General features: G+C 70.6%; 19 protein-coding genes. 5 read left to right on the top strand and 14 right to left on the bottom strand.

Annotated features, from left to right (window positions below; genetic code table 11):
- Positions 1 to 22: 22 nt before the first annotated feature.
- The gene (locus ACIGO6_RS20745) at positions 23 to 997 is read left to right on the top strand and encodes an ABC transporter ATP-binding protein (RefSeq protein WP_399878263.1); all 975 of its coding nucleotides are present in this window, start codon (positions 23 to 25) and stop codon (positions 995 to 997) included.
- The gene (locus tag ACIGO6_RS20740; RefSeq protein WP_399878260.1) at positions 994 to 1827 is read left to right on the top strand and encodes an ABC transporter permease; all 834 of its coding nucleotides are present in this window, start codon (positions 994 to 996) and stop codon (positions 1825 to 1827) included. Before ACIGO6_RS20745 ends, ACIGO6_RS20740 begins: the two co-directional genes overlap by 4 nt.
- A 137-nt stretch (positions 1828 to 1964) precedes the next feature.
- On the opposite strand, the gene ACIGO6_RS20735 is transcribed toward ACIGO6_RS20740, so the two are convergent.
- The 6 genes from ACIGO6_RS20735 to ACIGO6_RS20710 form a co-directional block, all read right to left on the bottom strand.
- Positions 1965 to 2759, bottom strand: coding sequence for a hypothetical protein (locus ACIGO6_RS20735; RefSeq protein WP_399878258.1), 795 nt, complete (start codon positions 2757 to 2759; stop codon positions 1965 to 1967).
- Between the two features lie 1220 nt (positions 2760 to 3979).
- A complete protein-coding gene (locus tag ACIGO6_RS20730) occupies positions 3980 to 5677 on the bottom strand; it encodes a uroporphyrinogen-III synthase (protein ID WP_399878254.1) in 1698 nt (565 codons plus the stop codon).
- Entirely contained in the window at positions 5674 to 6633 is a 960-nt protein-coding gene (hemC, locus tag ACIGO6_RS20725; protein WP_399878251.1) for a hydroxymethylbilane synthase, read from the bottom strand. The genes ACIGO6_RS20730 and hemC overlap by 4 nt, the downstream gene beginning before the upstream one ends.
- Positions 6630 to 8372 (bottom strand): glutamyl-tRNA reductase, encoded by a 1743-nt coding sequence (locus ACIGO6_RS20720; RefSeq protein WP_399878249.1) that lies wholly within the window; start codon positions 8370 to 8372, stop codon positions 6630 to 6632. Before ACIGO6_RS20720 ends, hemC begins: the two co-directional genes overlap by 4 nt.
- The gene (locus ACIGO6_RS20715; RefSeq protein ID WP_399878246.1) at positions 8369 to 9136 is read right to left on the bottom strand and encodes a redox-sensing transcriptional repressor Rex; all 768 of its coding nucleotides are present in this window, start codon (positions 9134 to 9136) and stop codon (positions 8369 to 8371) included. The genes ACIGO6_RS20720 and ACIGO6_RS20715 overlap by 4 nt, the downstream gene beginning before the upstream one ends.
- A gap of 274 nt (positions 9137 to 9410) precedes the next feature.
- Complete coding sequence (locus ACIGO6_RS20710) at positions 9411 to 9788, bottom strand: glutaredoxin family protein (RefSeq protein ID WP_399878243.1); 378 nt, start codon at positions 9786 to 9788, stop codon at positions 9411 to 9413.
- 174 nt (positions 9789 to 9962) lie between these two features.
- Between ACIGO6_RS20710 and ACIGO6_RS20705 the strand changes: the two genes are divergently transcribed.
- From ACIGO6_RS20705 to ACIGO6_RS20695, 3 genes are all read left to right on the top strand, one after another.
- A complete protein-coding gene (locus ACIGO6_RS20705; protein WP_399878240.1) occupies positions 9963 to 10892 on the top strand; it encodes an HAD family hydrolase in 930 nt (309 codons plus the stop codon).
- 312 nt (positions 10893 to 11204) lie between these two features.
- Positions 11205 to 11996 (top strand): ECF subfamily RNA polymerase sigma factor, BldN family, encoded by a 792-nt coding sequence (locus tag ACIGO6_RS20700; protein ID WP_399878237.1) that lies wholly within the window; start codon positions 11205 to 11207, stop codon positions 11994 to 11996.
- A 271-nt stretch (positions 11997 to 12267) separates the two neighbouring features.
- Entirely contained in the window at positions 12268 to 13515 is a 1248-nt protein-coding gene (locus tag ACIGO6_RS20695) for a DUF5667 domain-containing protein (protein ID WP_399878235.1), read from the top strand.
- A gap of 67 nt (positions 13516 to 13582) precedes the next feature.
- Here the strand turns inward: ACIGO6_RS20695 and ACIGO6_RS20690 are convergent, their stop codons facing one another.
- The 8 genes from ACIGO6_RS20690 to ACIGO6_RS20655 all read right to left on the bottom strand — a co-directional run bounded on the left by ACIGO6_RS20690 (position 13583) and on the right by ACIGO6_RS20655 (position 20684).
- A complete protein-coding gene (locus ACIGO6_RS20690; protein WP_399878232.1) occupies positions 13583 to 14677 on the bottom strand; it encodes a lysophospholipid acyltransferase family protein in 1095 nt (364 codons plus the stop codon).
- A gap of 14 nt (positions 14678 to 14691) precedes the next feature.
- Positions 14692 to 15753 carry an NAD-dependent epimerase/dehydratase family protein gene (locus tag ACIGO6_RS20685; RefSeq protein ID WP_399878229.1) on the bottom strand — a complete coding sequence of 354 codons (1062 nt, stop codon included), beginning with the start codon at positions 15751 to 15753 and terminating at the stop codon, positions 14692 to 14694.
- Between the two features lie 212 nt (positions 15754 to 15965).
- Entirely contained in the window at positions 15966 to 16064 is a 99-nt protein-coding gene (locus ACIGO6_RS20680; protein WP_003948845.1) for a 30S ribosomal protein bS22, read from the bottom strand.
- A gap of 109 nt (positions 16065 to 16173) precedes the next feature.
- Positions 16174 to 16386, bottom strand: coding sequence for a helix-turn-helix domain-containing protein (locus ACIGO6_RS20675; RefSeq protein WP_004984898.1), 213 nt, complete (start codon positions 16384 to 16386; stop codon positions 16174 to 16176).
- A gap of 129 nt (positions 16387 to 16515) precedes the next feature.
- Complete coding sequence (locus tag ACIGO6_RS20670; RefSeq protein WP_399878225.1) at positions 16516 to 17331, bottom strand: phosphatase; 816 nt, start codon at positions 17329 to 17331, stop codon at positions 16516 to 16518.
- Between the two features lie 243 nt (positions 17332 to 17574).
- Entirely contained in the window at positions 17575 to 18747 is a 1173-nt protein-coding gene (locus ACIGO6_RS20665; RefSeq protein WP_399878223.1) for an acetoin utilization protein AcuC, read from the bottom strand.
- On the bottom strand, positions 18698 to 19981 hold the full coding sequence (locus ACIGO6_RS20660; RefSeq protein ID WP_399878930.1) for an MFS transporter: 1284 nt from the start codon (positions 19979 to 19981) through the stop codon (positions 18698 to 18700). The genes ACIGO6_RS20665 and ACIGO6_RS20660 overlap by 50 nt, the downstream gene beginning before the upstream one ends.
- A 58-nt stretch (positions 19982 to 20039) precedes the next feature.
- A complete protein-coding gene (locus ACIGO6_RS20655) occupies positions 20040 to 20684 on the bottom strand; it encodes an HAD family hydrolase (RefSeq protein ID WP_399878220.1) in 645 nt (214 codons plus the stop codon).
- Positions 20685 to 20791 lie beyond the last annotated feature (107 nt).

Below are 20791 nucleotides of genomic sequence, written 5' to 3'. Positions count from 1 at the left end.
CTTGACATCACTGGGGAGTTCGATGACTTTGCAGGAGACGGCACCGGAGGCCGACCGGGCCTCCACGCCGCAGCCGGCGATCCGCGTCCGCGGGCTGCGGATGCGCTACGGCACACGCGATGTGCTGAGCGGGCTCGATCTGGAGGTACGCAGGGGCGAGCTGTTCGCGCTGCTCGGCCCCAACGGCGCGGGGAAGAGCACCACGATCGAAATCCTGGAGGGCTACCGCGCCCGCTCCGGCGGTGACGCCGAGGTCCTGGGACACGACCCCGCACACGAGGACGCCACCTGGCGAGGCCGCCTGGGCATCGTCCTCCAGGCCAACCGCGACCACGGCCGCTGGCGGGTCGGCGACCTGCTGGGCCACTTCGCCCGCTACTACACGCGCGCCTTCGACCCGGCCGAACTGCTCCGACTGGTGGGCCTCACCGCACAGGCCACCCAGCAGGTGAGCACACTCTCCGGGGGCCAGCGACGACGCCTCGACGTCGCCCTGGGCATAGTCGGCCGGCCGGAACTGCTCTTCCTCGACGAACCCACCACCGGCTTCGACCCAGAAGCACGCCGCGACTTCCACGACCTCATTCGCGGCCTGCGCGACAGCCTCGGTACGACGATGCTGCTCACCACCCATGACATGAGCGAGGCTCAACAGCTCGCCGACCGCATCGGCATCCTTCAGCACGGTCGCATCACCGCCTGCGGCACCCTCGCCGAGCTCTCCGCCGCCGCCAGGACCCGGTCCGAAGTCGTCTGGACAGAGCCGGACGGCCTGCCGCAGCGGCGGCTCACCGCGGACCCGTCGAAGGTCGTATGGGAATTGCACCAACGACTCCAGGGGCCGATCCCCGAGCTGGAGGTACGCCGTCCCACGCTGGAGGACACCTACCTCCGCATGATCGCGGAGGACAAGGCGTCAGCCGCGGACGCGACGAAGGAACACAGGCCGGACACCGCCGTACCGTCCGCCGCCCACCACGAGGAGGCAGCTGCGTGAACCCCTACCGACTCGGCCTGTCCCGCGGCGCCATCGAACTGCGTCAGGTCCTGCGCAGCCGCAAGGACATCTACTCCTACCTCTCGACACCGCTGCTGTTCCTCGCCGTCTCCTACTGGCAGTCGCGGGACGGCGACGACGCCACGACCCAGCTCTCCCTGGCCGGCGGCATCGCCTCCACCATCTTCATGTTCGGTCTGCTGACCGTGCCGCAGTTCCTCTTCGGGGACCGCGAGGACGGCACACTGCTGCGCCTGCGCGGTGTACCGGGCGCGATGACCGTCTACGTGACCGGGAAGACCCTCTTCGTCCTTGTGAACATCGCGGTGTCCATCACGTTGCTGCTGTTGGGCGGTTGGGCTCTACTGGGGATCGAACTCCCCGACACACCCCAGCGCTGGCTCACGCTCCTGTGGGTCGTCACCCTCGGCATCATGGCCGTCGTACCGATCGGCGCGGCTGTCGGATCGCTGCTGCCCGCCGCCCGGGAGGCGCTCGGCATCTACATGCTGCCCATGATGGGCCTGATGATCGCCTCCGGCACCTTCTTCCCGCTGCGCGACCTGCCCGCGTGGCTGCAGAACGTCGTGTCCGTCTTCCCGCTGCGCTGGATCGCTCAGGGACTCCGTTCCACGCTGCTGCCCGACAGCGCCCAGGCACTCGAGGTGTCCGGCGCATGGCAGCACCTGACCGTCGCGGGCGTGCTCGCACTGTGGGCCGTCGCCGGGCTCGCGCTGGCTCCGCGGCTGCTCCAGCGGATGACCCGCCGTGAATCCGGAAGCCGGCTCTCCGCGCGCGAGCGGCAGCGGATGGCCAAGACGGCCTACTGACCGTGCTCCCCGCCGTGTTCTCGTACGACGCACGGGATGCGAACAGTCCAGCGGCCTCGGCCCGAAGCTCCGCGTGTCGCCGCGGGAGCACGGGCCGAGGACCTGGCCTCAGGTCAGCGGCGTCCGCCGAAGTAGGCCTAGGCGCCGACGTCGGCGTGGCCCGTCTTGGGCGTGTCCCATCGTTGGGGGGCGGAGTGCGGCACACCGCTCATGCCCACTTCGGAGTCCACGGGCAGCACGCGGTAGTCGCGGGCCACGAGTGCGGCCTCCGCCCGATTGCCGATGCCGAGCCGTTCGTAGAGGTCCGCGACCCGGCGGTGGAACGTCCGTACGGAGACGCCCAGTTCGCGGGCGCGGAAGACATCCTTGCCCGGGCTGATGATGAGGGCGAGCAGCCGACGGTCCTCCTTCTGCAGCCCGACCTGGCGGTCGGCGAACGTCCTCAGATCCGCCGCCCCCTCCCATGCCTGCTGGAACAACGCCGACAGACTGGCGACCACGCCCCGTTCCTCCATGACGAAGCCCTCCTCGGCCCACGGGCCTCCGCGATGCGACACGATCGCCGTTCGTCCGTCACACAGCAGCAGAGCGTTGCCGGGGCCGTCGGTGACCCGTACCTCAGCCCCCTCCCTCCTCATCCGCCCCAGGTAGGACAGCGCGACGGCGTCGTCGAGCGCGGCCCGCGAGACAAGCAGTCTGAGAGCGACGCCCCGGCGCAGGCTCATGAGGGTCAGGTAGTGGTAACAGTCGAATTCTTCCGGCCCCCACTTTCCCGGGTCGATACAGACCAAGGCCTGGTACCGCGTGCGGGAGGCCAGCTTCTCGACCTCCCCTCTGATCGACTGCGCGCCGTTGAGCACCTCCACCCCGACCTGCCCCCCGTCCGGTCGTGACAGGGACTGGTCGGCCGATGTCGCTTCGCGAATTTTCATGCGTTTCCCCGTTCGAAGCTGTCCCCACCCCTGGGGTGCGCAGACTGCGCCTCCGTCGGTCCCCGCCGGAGCGCGCCCTCCCGGTTTCCGGTTGCACCGTGGGGCGTTGCCATCTTGATCGCTTATTGATCGTAGGACCACAGCAAAGTCACGGTATGCCCATCCGGGCCGCACATCGTTGGCTCTCTGTGTGCGCGACAAACACCAAAACCCACCAAAGGTGACCAATGCCCACGCGGTGATCACGTTACGCACGAGTAGCATGTGACACGTGTCACTACACGTGGGAAGAGACTCGCTCCCGCGACCACTACCCACCCGCCATCCAGAAGCTATGCCTATGCAACGTACCGACACCGCCCACTTGGAACTTAGGAGGCTGTCTTCTCGATTGGAAACATTTCTTCGGATTACGGACATCGGCCTGCTACGGGCCGACACATGGCACCCTTGACGAGGATGGCCGCGCACCGGCGTTCAGGCAGGGCGGGCGACCGAAGAGAAGAACACGGTGGACGACGTCGGCCGTGGCCTGTTTTGTGTCACCCAGCGTGTTCATACGTACATCAGCCGTGAAGACGGCCGGCCCCTGCGGTCGATGGCTGTCCGTGGTGCGTCCGGTTCCGTCCGGGCTGCCCGGGGCGACCGGTAACGAAGGTCGGAGGTTGGTCCGGGGAAGGGCGCTCGGCGGGAGGGCGGCGGCATGAGCAAGTGGGAGGCGGTGCTGGACGACGAAGAGGCCGGAGCGGTGATACGCACGGTCGCAGCAACGACCTTCAGGCGCTGCCCCTGAGCCGCGAGGAGAACTCGGGGCTCGACGGCTCGTTCAGGACACTCAGGCGCGGGGACGGCACCACAGTTGGTCATGTCGAAGTGGCGCACATCAGCCACGTGATCGCGGAGCCGAAAGAGCTGCAGCTCCTGGACATCCCGTACGGAATCATCCTGGAGTGCACAAAGAGAGCAGTTTCAGCACGTCCAGCGGCCCCGACTGCGTCGGAGTGGCCACCCCGGACGAGAAACACGTCTTCGTCCGCGACTCCGGGAACCCGCAGCCCCCGCATGGACGACCTTCCTGCCGTACGCCTCCGGGCACTGACGGAACAAACACCGTCGGCCCGCGCAGCCTGGAGACCCCCAACAATCCGATGCCCGGCGTGGGAAAAACGCCCCACAGTCCAAGAGAGCAGGGCGCCCCGCAAGGAGCGCCCCGCATCACCTCAGGTCGAAGACCGCCGCCTCCGCGCCCCCGGCCGCCGCTCGCTCGGCCGCGTCACAGGATCCCCGGCCTCCACCGCCGCCGCGCGGCGCCGCAGGCCGAAGTCGGCCAGGGCCTCCGCCAGCTTGTGGACGGACGGCTCGGGAGCCATGACGTCGACCCGCAGCCCGTGTTCCTCGGCCGTCTTGGCCGTCGCCGGGCCGATGCAGGCGATCACCGTGACGTTGTGCGGCTTGCCGGCGATGCCGACCAGGTTCCGCACCGTGGACGACGAGGTGAACAGCACCGCGTCGAAGCCACCGCCCTTGATCGCCTCCCGCGTCGTGGCGGGCGGCGGCGAGGCGCGCACCGTCCGGTAGGCGGTGACGTCGTCGACCTCCCAGCCCAGCTCGATGAGCCCGGCGACCAGGGTCTCCGTGGCGATGTCGGCGCGCGGCAGGAACACCCGGTCGATCGGGTCGAAGACCGGGTCGTACGGCGGCCAGTCCTCCAGCAGACCGGCGGCCGACTGCTCGCCGCTCGGCACCAGGTCCGGCTTCACGCCGAAGGCGATGAGGGCGTTCGCCGTCTGCTCGCCCACCGCGGCGACCTTGATGCCCGCGAAGGCACGGGCGTCCAGCCCGTACTCCTCGAACTTCTCCCGGACCGCCTTCACCGCGTTGACCGAGGTGAACGCGATCCACTCGTACCGGCCCGTCACCAGGCCCTTGACCGCCCGCTCCATCTGCTGGGGCGTGCGCGGCGGCTCGACCGCGATGGTGGGGACCTCGCTCGGCACGGCCCCGTACGACCGCAGCTGGTCGGAGAGCGACGCCGCCTGCTCCTTCGTGCGCGGCACGAGGACCTTCCAGCCGAACAGCGGCTTGGACTCGAACCACGACAGCTGGTCGCGGCGGGCGGCGGCGGAGCGCTCACCGACCACGGCTATGACCGGCCGGCCACCGTCCGGGGACGGCAGCACCTTCGCCTGCTTCAGCGTCTGCGCCACCGTGCCGAGCGTCGCCGACCAGGTGCGCTGCCGCGTCGTCGTACCGGCGATCGTCACCGTCAGCGGGGTGTCCGGCTTGCGACCGGCCGACACCAGCTCCCCGGCGGCCGCGGCCACCGAGTCCAGCGTCGTCGACACGACCACCGTGCCGTCGGAGGCGCCCACCTCGGTCCAGCAGCGGTCCGACGCCGTACGCGCGTCCACGAACCGCACGTCGGCGCCCTCGGCGTCGCGCAGCGGCACACCGGCGTACGCGGGCACACCGACGGCGTTCGCGATGCCCGGGACGACCTCGAAGGGCACCCCGGCCGCGGCGCACGCCAGCATCTCCTCGGCGGCGTCCGCGTCGAGCCCGGGGTCCCCGGTCACCGCACGCACGACCCGCCTGCCGCCCCGCGCGGCCTCCATGACAAGATGTGCGGCATCCCGCACGGCGGGGACACCGACGGCCGTTGACGCACCGTCAACAACCGTCAGCTGGGGCGTGCCTGCGCCCGGATCCGACGGATCGGCATCCGTGTGCATCTCGGCGACGCCCTGCCGCGCATGCGTGCGTACGACGTCGAGCACCTCGTGCTCGGCGACGAGGACGTCCGCGTGCGCCAGCGCCTCCACGGCGCGCAGAGTCAGTAGTCCCGGATCTCCGGGTCCGGCACCCAGGAAGGTGACGTGCCCGTGTTCCGGACCGGCGGGAAAGGTGGTGGGGCTCAATGTGCTCGCTCCCCCATCAGACCGGCCGCGCCCTGGGCGAGCATCTCGGTGGCGAGTTCGCGACCGAAAGCCAGCGCCGCCTCGTGCGTCTCGGGCACGGGACCGGTGGTGGACAGCTGCACCAGCGTCGAGCCGTCGGTCGTGCCGACGACGCCGCGCAGGCGCATTTCCTTGACAATCTGCCCGTCGGCCAGAAGGTCGGCCAACGCACCCACGGGTGCGCTGCAACCGGCCTCCAGGGCGGCGAGCAGTGACCGCTCGGCCGTCACGGCGACCCGCGTGAACGGGTCGTCGAGCTCGGCGAGCGCGGCGACGAGGTCCGCGTTGTCCGCGGTGCACTCGATCGCCAGGGCCCCCTGGCCGGGAGCCGGCAAAACCGTGTCGACCGACAGGAAGTCGGTCACCTCGTCGATGCGGCCCACCCGGTTCAGCCCGGCGGCGGCCAGCACGACGGCGTCGAGCTCGCCGCTGCGGACGTACCCGATGCGCGTGTCGACGTTGCCCCGGATCGGGACCGTCTCGATCTCCAGCCCGTGGGTACGGGCGTACGCGTTCAGCTGCGCCATGCGACGCGGCGCCCCCGTACCTATCCGCGCCCCGCGCGGGAGGTCGGTGAGCTTGCGCGCGTCCCGGGCGACGACCACGTCCCGCGGGTCCTCACGCTCCGGCACGGCGGCCACGACGAGGCCCTCGTGCTGCGCGGTCGGGAGGTCCTTGAGCGAGTGAACCGCGAAGTCCACCTCGCCCCGCAGCAGCGCCTCGCGCAGCGCGGCCACGAACACACCCGTGCCGCCGATCTGCGCCAGGTGCTCCCGCGACACATCACCGTACGTGGTGATCTCGACCAGCTCAACGGGCCGACCGGTCACCTGGCTCACGGCGTCCGCCACCTGCCCGGACTGGGCCATGGCGAGCTTGCTCCGCCTGGTCCCCAGCCTCAGTGCCTTCTCAGTCATGCCGGCCCTCGGTTCTTCTCAGTGCTGTTCTCGGCGCGGGAGACGGAGGCCACCGTCTCGGGGTCGAGGTCGAACAGGGTGCGCAGCGCGTCGGCGTACCCGGCACCGCCGGGTTCGGCGGCGAGCTGCTTGACCCGCACCGTCGGCGCGTGCAGCAGCTTGTCGACCACACGCTTGACGGTCTGGGTGATCTCGGCGCGGTGCTTGTCGTCGAGCCCCGGCAGCCGCCCCTCCAGCCGGGCGATCTCGCCGGCCACGACGTCGGCGGCCATGCTGCGCAGCGCGACGACGGTCGGCGTGATGTGCGCGGCCCGCTGGGCGGCACCGAACGCGGCGACCTCGTCGGCGACGATACGGCGGACCAGGTCGACGTCGGAAGCCATCGGCGCGTCCGCGGAGGCGTCGGCGAGCGACTCGATGTCCACCAGGCGCACCCCGGCCAGCCGGTGCACGGCGGCGTCGATGTCGCGCGGCATCGCGAGGTCGAGGAGGAAGAGCACGGGCTCGGGCCGCGGCACCTCGGCGACCGGCTCGGGCCGGCGGCGCTCGGGGATCCGGCCGACACGCGTCGCCGTCGCGGCGAGCGCGCCGATCAGCTCGGCGTCCGCCTCGGCGCCCGGCCGCCCGGTCTCGCGCGGCCGGTCCACGGCCGTACCGCCCGCCGCCCAGGCCCCGTGCTGCTCCAGCGTCGCCGCGTCCAGGCCGGCCACGGCGGCCTCCCCCATGACGGAGAAGCCGGACGGCACGGAGGACAGGTCCAGCGGGCAGTTCTCGTCGGCACCGGCACTCGGCAGTGCCGTTTCCGCACCCGTCCCCGCGGCGGTGGGACGGGCGTCCTCGGCCACGGAGACGGACACGGCGACGGGGGCACCCGTCCGGCCCTCCACCGTCGCCGCCACGGCGTCCGCCGTGAGGACGAGCCCGGTCGCACCGGTGCAGGAGACGGCCACGTCGGCACGTGTCAGCTCGACCGGCACCGAGTCCATCGGGACCGCGCGGGCCCGTACGTGGGTGTCGTCACCCTCGGTCAGCCGTGGTCCAAATTGCTCTTCGAGCAGGGCCGCGAGGCGCTCGGCTCGCTCGAAGGTGCGGTTGGCGACCACGATCTCGGCGACACCGGCCCGCGCCAGCGTCGCGGCGGCCAGCGAGGACATCGAGCCCGCGCCGATGACCAGGGCCTTCTTGCCCGCGGCCCACTGCTTCACGTCCGCCCCGGCGGCCAGCTGCTCCAGGCCGAAGGTGACCAGGGACTGCCCGGCGCGGTCGATGCCGGTCTCGGAGTGGGCGCGCTTGCCGACCCGCAGCGCCTGCTGGAACAGGTCGTTGAGGAGCCGGCCGGCGGTGTGCAGGTCCTGCGCGCGGGCCAGGGAGTCCTTGATCTGGCCGAGGATCTGGCCCTCGCCGACCACCATCGAGTCGAGCCCGCAGGCCACCGAGAACAGGTGGTGGACGGCCCGGTCCTCGTAGTGCACGTAGAGATAAGGAGTGAGCTCCTCCAGGCCGACCCCGCTGTGCTGCGCGAGCAGCGTGGACAGCTCGGCGACACCGGCGTGGAACTTGTCCACGTCGGCGTAGAGCTCGATGCGGTTGCAGGTGGCCAGCACCGCGGCCTCGGCGGCCGGTTCGGCGGCGACCGTGTCCTGGAGCAACTTCAGCTGCGCGTCCGCGCTCAGCGAAGCCCGCTCCAGCACACTCACGGGGGCGCTGCGGTGGCTCAGTCCGACGACGAGGAGGCTCATGCCGGCATCACGGCGGGCACGTCCCCGTCGGGTCCCTGGTCGGCGGAGTGCTGCTTGCGGGCCACCGCGGGCGGCACGACGCCGGGGTCGGCGGCGGCCTCCTCGCCGGCCTTGCGCTGCTCGTGGAAGGCGAGGATCTGCAGCTCGATGGAGAGGTCGACCTTGCGCACGTCGACGCCCTCGGGGACGTTCAGCACGGTCGGCGCGAAGTTCAGGATGGAGGTGACACCGGCGGCCACGAGCCGGTCGCAGACCTGCTGGGCGGCACCGGCGGGGGTCGCGATCACACCGATCGAGACACCGTCGTCCTGGATGATCTTCTCCAGCTCGTCGGTGTGCTGCACCGGGATGCCCGCGACGGGCTTTCCGGCCATCCCCGGATCGGCGTCGATGAGCGCGGCGACCCGGAAACCACGGGACGCGAACCCGCCGTAGTTGGCGAGCGCGGCGCCGAGGTTACCGATTCCTACGATCACAACCGGCCAGTCCTGGGTGAGCCCCAGCTCGCGGGAGATCTGGTAGACGAGATACTCGACGTCGTAGCCGACGCCCCGGGTCCCGTAGGAGCCCAGGTAGGAGAAGTCCTTGCGCAGCTTCGCGGAGTTGACTCCCGCCGCGGCCGCCAGCTCCTCGGAGGAGACCGTGGGCACCGAGCGCTCCGACAGAGCGGTGAGGGCTCGGAGGTACAGCGGAAGCCTGGCGACGGTGGCCTCGGGAATCCCTCGGCTGCGGGTCGCCGGTCGGTGTGTTCGGCCAGTTGCCACGGTGCTCCTGCGGGTAGAGCGGGGCTGTAGGCGGTCATACGTCCCTACATGACCGCCCCGTCGAATGCAGGCTATGTCTTTGTGAACGCGTGCACAAAGATGGTGTCCGATTTGCCCGGCCAACGTGACCGGGCTCACGCGCCCCCGGCGCACGAACCGGGAACCGGCGCACGCGTACACGCGTTCCTCTCCCATCGGGGGCAAAGCCGCCCACGCTCCTCATGATCAACGCCCCCGAGACCAAGTCGCCATCGATCCTAAGCGACCATCCGGACTACTTGGACTGCTCGGTCAGTGCCTTGCGCAGCCGTTCCTCGTTCACACGCCAGAAGGTGTGCTGCCTGCCGTCGACCAGGACGACCGGGATCTGCTCCCAGTACGCGTCGTGGAGTTGGCGGTCCTCGGTGATGTCCTTCCCCTCCCAGGGGACACCGAGGTCGGCACACACCCTCTCGACGACGAGCTGTGCGTCATCACACAGATGACAGCCGGGTTTGCGGATGAGGGTGACGAGATGGTTCTCGGAGGACTGAGAGGGCTGAGGGGACTCAGAGGGCTGAGCGGCCTGGGAGGACTGCGTGGCCTGAGTGGTTGGCGGGACCTGCGGGGCCGACGCGGGCTTTCGGCGGAAGAGGGGACTCATGCCGGTCATTCTCGCGCGCACGGCGCCGCGGGCCGACCCCCCGGCGGCGAGCGGACCGCCTGCCGGGAAGGCACGCCGACGCGCCCGTGGCGCGGGCCCTTTAACGCCGTGGCCGCCCAGAGTTCACAGCCTCCGAACCTCTCGGCTCCGAAGCCTCCGAACAAACTGGCTATGCTCACGGACATGGCCGCTCTCGGATGGCTCTCTCCCCGTAGGCGCTCCGCCACGGCGCGGAGCGTGTTGGCTGGCGAGGCCTCTGCGGAGGCAGCGCGCAAGTCCACCCAGGAAGAAACCGGAACCGTCACCGTCTCCGGCGAGGAGCCGGACTTCCCGGTCCACGGTGACGAGAGAGCAGCCGCCTTCTTCGACCTCGACAACACCGTGATGCAGGGCGCCGCGCTGTTCCACTTCGGCCGTGGCCTGTACAAGCGGAACTTCTTCGAGACCCGCGACCTCGCCCGGTTCGCCTGGCAGCAGGCGTGGTTCCGGCTCGCCGGGTTCGAGGACCCGGAGCACATGCAGGACGCCCGCGACTCCGCCCTGTCGATCGTCAAGGGCCACCGCGTCTCCGAGCTGAGGTCGATCGGCGAGGAGATCTACGACGAGTACATGGCCGAGCGGATCTGGCCGGGCACCCGCGCTCTCGCCCAGGCCCACCTGGACGCCGGGCAGAAGGTCTGGCTGGTCACGGCGGCACCGGTGGAGATCGCCCAGGTGATCGCCCGGCGCCTCGGCCTGACCGGCGCGCTGGGCACGGTGGCCGAGTCGATCGGCGGCGTCTACACGGGCAAGCTGGTCGGCGAACCGCTGCACGGCCCCGCGAAGGCCGAGGCGGTCCGGGCGCTGGCGGCGGCGGAGGGCCTGGACCTGTCCCGCTGCGCCGCCTACAGCGACTCCCACAACGACATCCCGATGCTGTCGCTGGTGGGACACCCGTACGCGATCAACCCCGATTCCAAGCTGCGCAAGCACGCCCGCGAGCTGGAGTGGCGCCTGCGCGACTACCGCACCGGTCGCAAGGCGGCCAAGGTCGGCATCCCCGCGGCCGCGGGCGTCGGCGCGGTGGCCGGCGGCACCGCGGCGGCCATCGCGCTGCACCGTCGCCGCCGCTGAGCCATCCATGTGACGTACCCCCGGGACAGGCACAGGACACCCTCTCCAGCCCCCTTTACTCACATCGGCCACAACACGCTCTGCAGTCACCAGGAATCCGAACCGTTCCGGTCATCAACCGATCACTCTGACGCATCTGATCGAGCGTCAATCGGGCACAGAAGCGACGTAATCGATGATTTGAGCAACTGGGCGTAGCAGTGCCTGCACTAAGCGTTATTCTCCTCAGACGCATTCCGGTGCCCCACCTTCGCTACGACGGGTGAATGGTTCCGTACTGCACGTGATGGAAGCTCTGCCTCTGGGAGTCCCGTGTACCCACACGTCGGGGTTGACGCCTCGGGCCTGGCTACGCTGCGCGCAACGGTCAAATCAGCCCAAGAACTGTTGCGCGGCTTCGTCCCCACCGCGTATGCCGTCCCCGCCCTCGCCACGGCCACCGCCCCCGTCGGCCCGTGCTATGCCCTGGCCGAGGGAAGCGCCGCCGTCGGCCGACGCGCGCGGTCCTCCTCGCCGGGGGCCGCCACCACCCACCGCCGCCCCGCCGCCGACAGCGACAGTGCCCGCATGATGGACCTGGTCGAGCGCGCCCAGGCCGGCGAGGCCGACGCCTTCGGCCGGCTCTACGACCAGTACAGCGACACCGTCTACCGCTACATCTACTACCGCGTCGGCGGCAAGGCGACCGCCGAGGACCTCACGAGCGAGACCTTCCTGCGGGCCCTGCGCCGCATCGGCACCTTCACCTGGCAGGGCCGCGACTTCGGCGCCTGGCTCGTCACCATCGCCCGCAACCTGGTCGCCGACCACTTCAAGTCCAGCCGCTTCCGGCTGGAGGTCACCACCGGCGAGATGCTCGACGCCAACGAGGTCGAGCGCTCCCCCGAGGACTCCGTCCTCGAATCCCTCTCCAACGCAGCCCTGCTCGACGCCGTACGACGGCTCAACCCGCAGCAGCAGGAATGCGTGACCCTGCGCTTCCTCCAGGGCCTCTCCGTCGCCGAGACCGCCCGCGTCATGGGCAAGAACGAGGGCGCCATCAAGACGCTCCAGTACCGGGCCGTGCGCACCCTCGCCCGACTGCTCCCGGACGACGCCCGCTGACCTCCCGGCGCCCCCGGGCGCCCAACCCGTCGCACTCCGTCGCAACTCTCCGCATCCCCCAAGTCACCAGCAGTGAAAGTCCGTTGAGTCCGCGGTCCAGGCATCCAACGTCCGTAACCCAAGTGCCGCGCCGCTCGTTGTGCGGGATGCAGGCTCCCTGTGGTCACCCCCTGGCCGACCCCGATCACACGATCGGATGATTCCGATCAGGGTGTGCAACCCTCAGGACCCCCTGGGGAGTCGACCGTCATGACGAGAGGAGGTGCCGCCAGTGATCGCGAACGTATCGGCACACCGGCGGGCGAGCGCCTTCGCCCAGGCTCTGGAGGAGCAGTCCGATCCCCGGGCGGCGGCCGAGCAGTCCGAAGCACCGGCGGCCACGGGGGCCACCGCGGAACAGACCGAGCAGGGCCGTCTGCTGGCCCTCGCCACCGGCCTGGAGACGCTACCCCGGCCCGAGCTGGATCCCGAGGTCAAGGTCGTCCAGCGGGCCCAGTTGGTGGCCGCGTTCGAGGCCATGCTTCAGGAGGGCACCGCGGGCGGCGGAGCGCCGGACACTTCGGTGCCGGAGCAACGCCGGGCGCGCGGCACCCACCGGGCGACCCCGCTGAAGAGGTTCCGGCCACGCTCACGGCTGGCCAAGGGCCTCACCGCGGGCGGACTGAGCGTGAGCGTCGCCGCCGGAGCCTTCGGCGGAGTCGCCGCCGCCAGTTCGGACGCCCTGCCCGGCGACTCGCTCTACGGCCTCAAGCGCGGCATAGAGGACTTCCGCCTCGGTCTCGCCGACGGGGACGACGAGCGCGGCCGGGCCTACCTGGACCTGGCGTCGACCCGGCTGAGCGAGGCACGCCGGCTGATGGAGCGCGACCGCGGCGGGCCCCTCGACCACGAGTCCCTCGGCGAGGTCCGCCGAGCCCTGTCCGGCATGCGCCACGACGCCTCCGAGGGCCACCGCCTGCTCAGCGCGGCCTACGCCCGCGACCCCGGCTCGCTGGCCCCCATGCAGGCCCTCTCCTCCTTCTCCCGCTCCCATCGGGAGACCTGGGGAGCCCTGCGCGAGCGGCTGCCCGTGCAGCTCGGGGACGTCAGTGAGCAGGTGTCGTCGGTGTTCGACGCCATAGAGGACGACGTGGCCCCGCTGCAGTCCATGCTGCCGCAGCCGCAGACCGAGGACGCCGACACCGGTGAGGGCGGCGGGCAGACCGGCTCCGAGTCCGCGACCACCAACACGCCCGACACCGGCGCCTCGTCGGCCCCCGGCACCGCCGGCACACCCGACGCCGGGCGCACCGACAGCGGCCGGCCCAGCGAGTCCGCCGACTCCGGCCAGGAGAACGACGGCCTCATCGGCGGCGACACCGGCGACCTGCTCGACCCGCCCCAGGGCACCGGCAGCGCCTCCCCGTCCACGGGCGGCAACACCCCGCCCCCCAAGCCGGACGTCACCCTCCCGCCCCTCCTCCCGGGCCTCCTTCCCGGCCTGGGCATCGAAGCGGAGGACGCGGAGCGAGGCGAGTGAGACGGTGGGGTGCCCCTGATACAGGGACACCCCACCGCCGTACCGCCAGAAGCCGGAGAACGCCGCGTCAGAAGAACACCGACCGCCGCTGCACCAGCAGCTTGTAGAGCGTGTGCTGGATCTGCTCCCGCACCTGGTCGGTCAGGTTGAACATCAGCATCGGGTCCTCGGCCGCCTCCGGCGGATAGCCGTCCGTGCGGATCGGCTCCCCGAACTGGATCGTCCACTTCGTCGGCAACGGCACCGCACCCAACGGACCGAGCCACGGGAACGTCGGCGTCAGCGGGAAGTACGGAAAGCCCAGCAACCGCGCCAGGGTCTTGGCGTTGCCGATCATCGGGTAGATCTCCTCCGCCCCGACGATCGAGCAGGGAATGATCGGCGTGCCCTGCCGCAATGCCGTCGAGACGAAGCCGCCGCGCCCGAACCGCTGGAGCTTGTACCGCTCGCCGAACGGCTTGCCGATCCCCTTGAAGCCCTCCGGCATCACCCCGACCAGCTCCCCCTGCGCGAGCAGCCGTTCGGCGTCCTCCGCGCAGGCCAGGGTGTGGCCGAGCTTGCGGGCCAGTTCGTTGACCACCGGCAGCACGAACACCAGGTCCGCCGCCAACAGCCGCAGATGCCGGTCGGCCGGGTGGTGGTCGTGCACGGCGACCTGCATCATCAGGCCGTCCAGCGGCAGCGTCCCGGAGTGGTTGGCGACGATCAGCGCGCCGCCCTCGGCCGGGATGTTCTCCACGCCCTTCACCTCGACCCGGAAGTACTTCTCGTACACCGGCCGCAGCAGGGACATCAGCACCTGGTCGGTGAGCTCGGCGTCGTAGCCGAAGTCGTCGACCTCGTAGTCGCCGGTGAGCCGGCGGCGCAGGAAGGCCAGACCGCCCGCGATACGGCGCTCCAGGCCGCCGTCCGTGCCCTCCGCCCGCGCCTCGGGCTCCCCGGCCGCCTCGGGCGTCACGGGGGCCTCGTCCTGCGCGGCGGCCCCCCGCACGGGCAGCGGCTGCACCTCGCGCACCGGCACGGACTCCGCCGTGCTCTTGCGCCGGCTCCCCGCGCCGCGGCGTCGCGACGGGCGCTGTGCCGCACTCCCGCCGCTCCCGCCACTCCCACCACTCCCCCGTGACCGGTCGTCGTCGAACGGAATGACCTTGGCGTCCGCCATCGTTGATGCGCTCCTCAGTTGGCGCTCTGCGTCGGGAGGTGGCCGCTGCCCCGCAGGGTCAGCTCCGCGATCCGGTCGACGGCCCCCGCGAGGGCCTCGGGCGGCAGCAGTCCGGCCCCACGACCCCGCGCGAAGTCCGCGAACGTCTCGGCCGTCGTGTACTTCGGCCGGAAGCCCAGGGTTTCGCGCATCTGCGTGGTGTCCACCACCCGCCCGTGAGTGAGCAGCCGGATCTGCTCGGGGGAGAAGTCCGTCATCCCCAGCGTACGCACGAGCGAGCCCGCCCAGGTGACCGCGGGCAGCAGCAGCGGCACCGTGGGGCGGCCCAGCCGACGCGAACACTGGGAGAGCAGCAGAACGCCGTCGCCGGCGATGTTGAAGGTGCCGCTGTTCAGCGTGCCCCGCCGCGGCTCGTGCGAGGAGATCCGCAGCACCTCGATCACGTCGTCCTCGTGCACGAACTGCAGCCGCGGGTCGTACCCGAACACCGTCGGCAGCACCGGCAGCCCGAAGTACGAGGCGAGCGGCGTCTCCGCCCCCGGCCCCAAAATGTTGGCGAACCGCAGCACGGTCACCGCGACGTCGGGCCGACGGCGCGCGAAGCCCCGCACGTACCCCTCGACCTCGACCGCGTCCTTGGCGAAGCCGCCGCTGGGCAGCGACTTGGGCGCCGTGGTCTCGGTGCAGACGGCCGGGTCCCGGGGCGCGGACCCGTAGACGTTCGTACTGGACTTCACCACGAGCCGCTGCACGGTCGGCGACTTCTGGCAGGCGCCCAACAGCTGCATCGTGCCGATGACGTTGGTCTCCTTGACCGACGTCCGGCTGCCGCTGCCCAGCGGCGTGCCCGTGACGTCCATGTGGACGACCGTGTCGGCGCCCGTCTCGGCGAGCACCCGCCCGATGGCGGACTGCCGGATGTCCGCCTGGACGAACTCCGCACCGCCCAGATGGTGCTCCGGCGCGACGGCGTCCACGGCGACGACCCGGTCCACGTCGGGATCACGCTGGATGCGCCGGACGAACCGGCCCCCCAGCTGACGGGCCACCCCGGTCACGAGCACGACCTTGCCCAAGATCCGCGCCTTCCTTCCGACCTACTCCGTACCCTGCCGCGTTCCCCACCTGCGGGCCAACTTAGCCGGTGGGTGTTGCGCTGTGATGACCACCGGATGCAGCACGTGACGAGAAATCGCGGGTCGTCACCCGTCCCGGACCGGGGATACGACTGTGGCCCCCCACCGGATGCGGTGGGGGGCCACAGGACACGCTGACGGCGCAGCGACGCTTACTTCTTGTTGCGACGCTGAACGCGCGTGCGCTTGAGCAGCTTGCGGTGCTTCTTCTTGGCCATCCGCTTGCGCCGCTTCTTGATAACAGAGCCCACGACTACCCTCGCTCACTTCTCATCACTCGGTTGTTGGGCGCCATGGGCCCACACGACCTACGAGGGGCTAGCCTACCCGTCCGAGAGCTGAGGTCGTAATCGAGGGTTGTCAGGCCGTTTCCACCCCCACATAGCTCTCGCGAAGGTACTCGTGAACCGCTTGCTCCGGGACACGGAACGACCGTCCCACCCGGATCGCGGGCAGATGACCGCTGTGCACCAACCGGTACACGGTCATCTTGGACACGCGCATCACCGAGGCGACCTCCGCCACGGTAAGGAACTGAACCTCGTTCAGAGGCCTTTCGCCAGCTGCAGCCATGACACACCTGAACCTTCCGCACTCGACGGCCACCGGCTTCCCCTTCCGGTGACTCTTCGTCGTTGCGTGCTCACTCCCCAATGTAGGGGCGGGTGATGCGAATGGGGAAGAGGTGCACCCATCGCTTCCCTACCGTGACAGACACGCCCGATTGAGTACGTAGCGGGTAAGCGGCCGGTAGTACTCAGACCGCACAGCGTCATCAAGTGGAACGGCGACGGACACGGACCCCTCTGCCTCCCCGACGAAGAGCGCGGGATCGTCCGTATCGGCCGGCCCGACGGCCTCAAGCCCCAGCTGACCTGCACCGCAGACCCAGCCGTGGTCCCCGATCACCAGCTCGGGAAGCGGCCCGCCGGCCTCGGCCGCGACGGCCAGCGCGGTACGAACCGGGAGCGGGGAATGCGTGTGTGCGCCGGGCTCACCACCGGCGCGTCCCGCGGCGGGTTCCCGCACCAACGCGACTCCCCGGACGTAGTCGAGGTTGTAGGTGCGTAGGCCGAACCGGGTCGTTATGTCGACACGGTGGCCCTGCGCCGGAGTGAGGACGGCACATCCGGCCGCCGACAGCGCATCGGCCAACGCGGCGTAGAAACCGAGCAGTCGGTGCGGGTGCCCGGTGCCGAGGAGCACCGGTCCGCGACGCTGAGCAACCGCGGCGAGCCGATCGGCGAAGGCGTCGAGGGCGGCCAGGGTGCGATCGGGATCGATCACATCCTGGCCCGAAGTGTCGTCCGGATCGGCCGAAACCCCGCACCTCTCCGCCATCAGCCCGAGCAGCTCCCGCTGCCCCCACTCACCCTCCGGGTCGATCCCGATCAGCACCCGCGGATCCCGGGCGGCGAACAAGCGGTAACTCCGCAGACTCACCTCCCGGGAAGTCGCCACGACCCCGGCAAGACGCACGTCCAGAAGATGAGCCCGAAGAGCTCCACGGGTCAGCACAGAACCGATGCTGACGCATCCCCCACCCCCACACGGAGAAACCCACAAACCTACCCACGGTCGGCGTAACACCCCGCCGTAGCCGCGGGCAGTCGTGCCGTCGTAGCTGCGGCAGTCGTGCCGCTGGGGCGGCACGGGTGGGCGCAGGCGGCACCCCGCAGCGCCGGGCCGCGTCACCCACCCTTGGTCGACACCAGCGGCGGGCCACCTACAAGCGCCGGCCACCCAAGAGCCACCGCCCCGTCAAGCCAAAAGCCCCCGCAACGGAAACACCGCCCGCCGAGCCGCGACCACCGCCTGATCCAACCGATCCGCGGGGTCGTACCCCTCCTCCCAAGAGGCCCACGACACCGGCCACCGCCCATCAGTCATCCGCTGAGGCCCCAACTGCCGCGTCCGCGCATACACCTCCTGCCGCCACCCCTCAGGAATCACCGTCTCCGGCTCCACCGGCCGCCCCGCCGCGATCCCCACCAGATGCGTCCACGACCGCGGCACCACCTCCACCACGGCGTAACCACCACCCCCCAGCGCCACCCACCGCCCGTCGGCGTACTCGTGCGCCAGCTCATGACACGCCACCTGCACCGCCCGCTGCGCGTCCAGCGACACCGCCAGATGCGCCAGCGGATCCTCGAAGTGCGTATCCGCCCCGTGCTGCGTCACCAGCACCTGCGGCCGGAAGTCCGCGATCACCTCCGGCACCACCGCGTGGAACGCCCGCAGCCACCCCGCGTCCCCGGTCCCGGCCGGCAACGCGACGTTCACCGCAGTCCCCTCCGCGCACTCGGCGCCCGTCTCCTCCGGCCACCCGGTCTGCGGGAACAGCGTCCGCGGATGCTCGTGCAGCGACACCGTCAGAACCCGCGGATCCTCCCAGAACGCCGCCTGCACCCCGTCCCCGTGATGCACGTCCACATCGACGTACGCGACCCGCTCGGCCCCGAGCTCCAACAGCCGCGCGATCGCCAGCGCCGCGTCGTTGTACACGCAGAACCCGGACGCCGCGCCCGGCATCGCATGGTGCAGCCCGCCCGCGAAGTTCACCGCGTGCAGCGCGTCCCCGCGCCACACCGCCTCCGCCGCCCCCACCGACTGCCCGGCGATCAGCGCGGACACCTCGTGCATCCCCTCGAAGGCCGGATCGTCGACCGTCCCGAGCCCGTACGCCCCGTCCGCCGCCCCAGGGTCCACCGACGCCGCCTTCACCGCGTCGATGTAGTCCTCCCGGTGGACGAGCCGCAGCGTCGACTCCCCGGCCGCCCGCGCCGCGACGACCTCCACCTCCCGGTCCAGCCCCAGGGCACCGACCAGACTTCGCGTCAGGGCCAGCCGGACCGGATCCATCGGATGCTCCGGACCGAAGTCATACCCCGTTACTGCCTCGTCCCACATCAGCTGTGCGCGGCCGCTCATGCCCGCCACCGTATCGGTCCGGTTGAGCCTCGAACGACCTGGCGTACACGAGCGTCACCAGCACCAACACCATCGGTACGAGCATGGCCCCGCGGTAGCTCCAGGCGTCCCCCAACGCCCCCACCAACGGCGAACCGACCAGGAACCCCACATAGTTGAAGACGTTGAGCCGCGCCACCGCCGCATCGGACGCCCCAGGACCGTGCCTGTCGTCGGCGAGCCGCCCCGCCGCGGCGAACGTCTGCGGCACCAGCACGCACAACCCGAGCCCCAGCAGGGTGAACCCGAGCATCCCCACCCACGCCCCCGGCGCCGCCGCCACCACGGCGAACCCGCCCGCCGCCACGACCGCCCCACCCCGCACCACCGCCACGGCCCCGAACCGCCGCACCCCGAAGTCCCCCACGGCCCGCCCCACCAGCGTGGTCACCATGTACACGTTGTACGGCACGGTGGCCAGCTGCTCGGAACTCCCCAGCACGTCCTGGAGGTACTTCGCGCTCCAGTTGGAGACGGTCGAGTCCCCGATGTACGCGAAGGTCATCACGAGACACAGCGGCAACAACACCTTGAACCCGACGCCGGCTGCTTCCCCCTTCCTCGACCGCTCCTCGGCGCTCTTCCCACCCACACCGTCCCCGTCGACGTACCACCGACTCCCCGCCAACGCGGCCGGCAACAGCACCACGACAACCGGCAGATACGACACCCACAACGCCAGATCCCCGTGCGCCCCCACCCACGCCAGCGAGGCACCCAGAATCCCGCCGAGGCTGTACGTCGCATGAAACCCCAGCATGATGCTGCGCCCGTACGACCGCTGCAGACTCACGCCGAGCATGTTCATCGACGCGTCCAGCACCCCCACGGCCAGCCCGAAGGCGGCCAGCGCCACCGCCAGCCCCGCCATCCGGTCTCCCGCACCGACGCCGAGCAGCGCCAGGAGCACCACGGGCTGGGACCAGCGCAGCAGCCGACTGGGCCGGACCCGCCGCACCAGCCGCTCGGTCGCCACGCTCCCTACGCCGGCCAGGATCGGCACAGCAGCGAGGAAGACCGGCAGCAGCGCGTCGGAGACGCCGTACCGGTCCTGGATGGCCGGGATACGCGTCACGAGCAGAGCGAAGGCGACACCCTGCGCGAAGAAGCCGAAGGCGAGCGAGGCCCTGCCGCGCCGCAGCACATCAGTCATGGCGGGAGCGTAGGGCCCTGGCTTACCCGTGGGTAGATCCAGCCAAAGGTGAATTTCACTCACCTTCACCGGGCTTGGCGCTACCACCCCAGGCCCGGCGTCATACCAGCAGGTCAGCCAACTCCCCCATGTCACCGAAGAGCTGGGTGGCCTCGGCGAGCTGCGCGGCCGGCGTCATCGCGGTGAACCCGTACACATCCATCCCGGCAGCCACAGCCGCCCGCACCCCGAGCGGGCTGTCCTCCACCACGACACACCGCTGCGGCGCGACCCCCATCCGCTCGGCCGCGTGCAGGAACAGATCCGGCGCCGGCTTCCCCCGCCCCACATCCTGGGAACTGAAGATCCGCGCGTCGTCGAACCACCGGTCCAGCCCGGTCTTCCGATGCCCCACCCGAATCCGCTCATGGCTCCCGGAGGAAGCCACGCAGTACGCCACCCCGTCCGCCGCTAGCTTCTCCAGCACACCACCGGCCCCCGGCACCGGCTCGAGGTCCCGTTCGAAGGCAGCGAACACCCGCTGGTGAAAGACGTCGTCGAAGTCCTCCGGCAGCCGACGCCCCGTGCGCTCCAGAACGAGGTCATGGACCCGGTGCATCGCGGACCCCATGTAGTCCCGAAGGGAGTCGTCGTACGACGTCGGATGCCCCAGCTCGGTCAGGTAGCCGGCCAGCAGCCGATTCGAGATCGGCTCACTGTCGACGAGGACGCCGTCGTTGTCGAAGATAACCAGGTCGTAGCGCATACAGAGACAGTAAACGCAGAAAACCCCGCACCGTGACGGTGCGGGGTTTTCTCGCAATATTTGTTCGGCGGCGTCCTACTCTCCCACAGGGTCCCCCCTGCAGTACC

It is taken from the genome of Streptomyces sp. NPDC053750, assembly GCF_044544295.1.
GTDB lineage: Bacteria > Actinomycetota > Actinomycetes > Streptomycetales > Streptomycetaceae > Streptomyces.
The sequence above is the reverse complement of the archived record's forward strand: the minus strand, read 5'-3'. Positions and strand labels throughout refer to the sequence as shown.